This is a genomic window from Streptomyces sp. NPDC006743 (assembly GCF_040703815.1).
Taxonomy (GTDB): Bacteria; Actinomycetota; Actinomycetes; order Streptomycetales; family Streptomycetaceae; genus Streptomyces.
The window spans coordinates 1-1356 of sequence record NZ_JBEYJA010000161.1 but is presented as its reverse complement, the minus strand read 5'-3'; the positions used below and the strand labels follow the sequence as shown (position 1 = coordinate 1356).

1 protein-coding gene is annotated in these 1356 nt (G+C 68.7%); it reads left to right on the top strand.

Annotated features, from left to right (window positions below):
• Positions 1-103 precede the first annotated feature (103 nt).
• Positions 104-1291: an IS701 family transposase gene (locus ABZ719_RS37670; protein WP_366729674.1), complete on the top strand. Its 1188-nt coding sequence runs from the start codon at positions 104-106 to the stop codon at positions 1289-1291.
• The last annotated feature ends 65 nt before the right edge of the window (positions 1292-1356 follow it).

Genomic DNA, 1356 nt, shown 5'->3' with positions numbered 1-1356 from the left:
AGGCGGGGAAATGGCTGGGCTGTGATACGGACAGTCTCCCAGCGTGATCGACGAACATGCGGACGCGGCGTGGGAACGAGAACTCGACGACCTTTTCCTCTGCATCGGCCACCGGTTCAGCCGTGCCGACCTGCGGCGCCGGATGCGGGACTATGTGCGGGGCCTGCTCGCCCCCGTCGGCCGCAAGAACGGCTGGCAACTGGCCGAGTTCGCCGGACACCGCACCCCCGACGGATTCCAGCGGTTGCTGAACGGAGCAACCTGGGACGCCGACGATGTCCGCGACGACCTGCAGTCATACGTCGCCCAGCACCTCGGTGATGACGGCGGGGTGCTCGTCATCGATGACACCGGTTTCATCAAGAAGGGCACCACATCGGCCGGAGTGCAGCGCCAATACTCCGGCACCGCCGGCCGCACCGAGAACTGCCAGATCGGTGTCTTCGCCGCCTACGCCACCAGCATCGGCCGCGCTTTGGTGGACCGGGAACTGTATCTGCCCAGGTCGTGGACGGACGACCGTGAGCGCTGCCGGGCGGCGAAAGTTCCCGACGAGCGCGGCTTCGCCACCAAGGGAGAGCTGGCCAAGCGCCTCGTACTACGTGCCCTGGCCTCCGATCTCCCCCTGGCCTGGGTGGCCGCGGACGCCGCTTACGGGCAGGAGGGGCGCTTCCGCCGTCTGCTGGAGCAGTCCGGTCTCGGCTACGTGCTCGCGGTGCCCAAGTCCCAGCAGGTCTTCGGCCCGCGCATCGACCACCTCTTCGCTCAGGCTCCCGCGGAGGCATGGGAGCCGATCTCATGCGGCGACGGGGCCAAGGGGCCGCGCCTCTACCACTGGGCGGCACTGGGACTGCCCACGGTGTCCGAGTTCGACTACCAGGGCGAGGTCCCGGTCCGTCGTCGGTGGGCACTGGCTCGCCGCAGCCTGAGCAGGCCCGAGGAGATCGCCTACTTCCTCGCCTACGCCCCACTGGAGACCGTGGTGACCGACCTGGTTCGGGTCGCGGGCATGCGCTGGCAGATCGAGGAGTGCTTCCAGGCCGCGAAGAACGAGTGCGGCCTGGACCAGTACGAGGTCCGCCGTTACGTCGGCTGGTATCGGCACATCACCCTGGCGATGTTCGCCCATGCCTACCTCGCGGTCATGGCGGCCGACACCGCGGCAAAGGGGGCTGCAGAAACGCTTCCGGCCCCCTGGCTCCGCTCACCGTGGCAGAAGTCCGCCGGCTCCTGGCGCCTCGCCTCGCCGACAACCACCGAACAGGCCGGTCGCTTCGCGCACACATGCTGAACTGGTCACGCTGGCGCCGCAGACACCAGGTCGTCGCCCGCCACTGCCACTACCGGCGACGACTC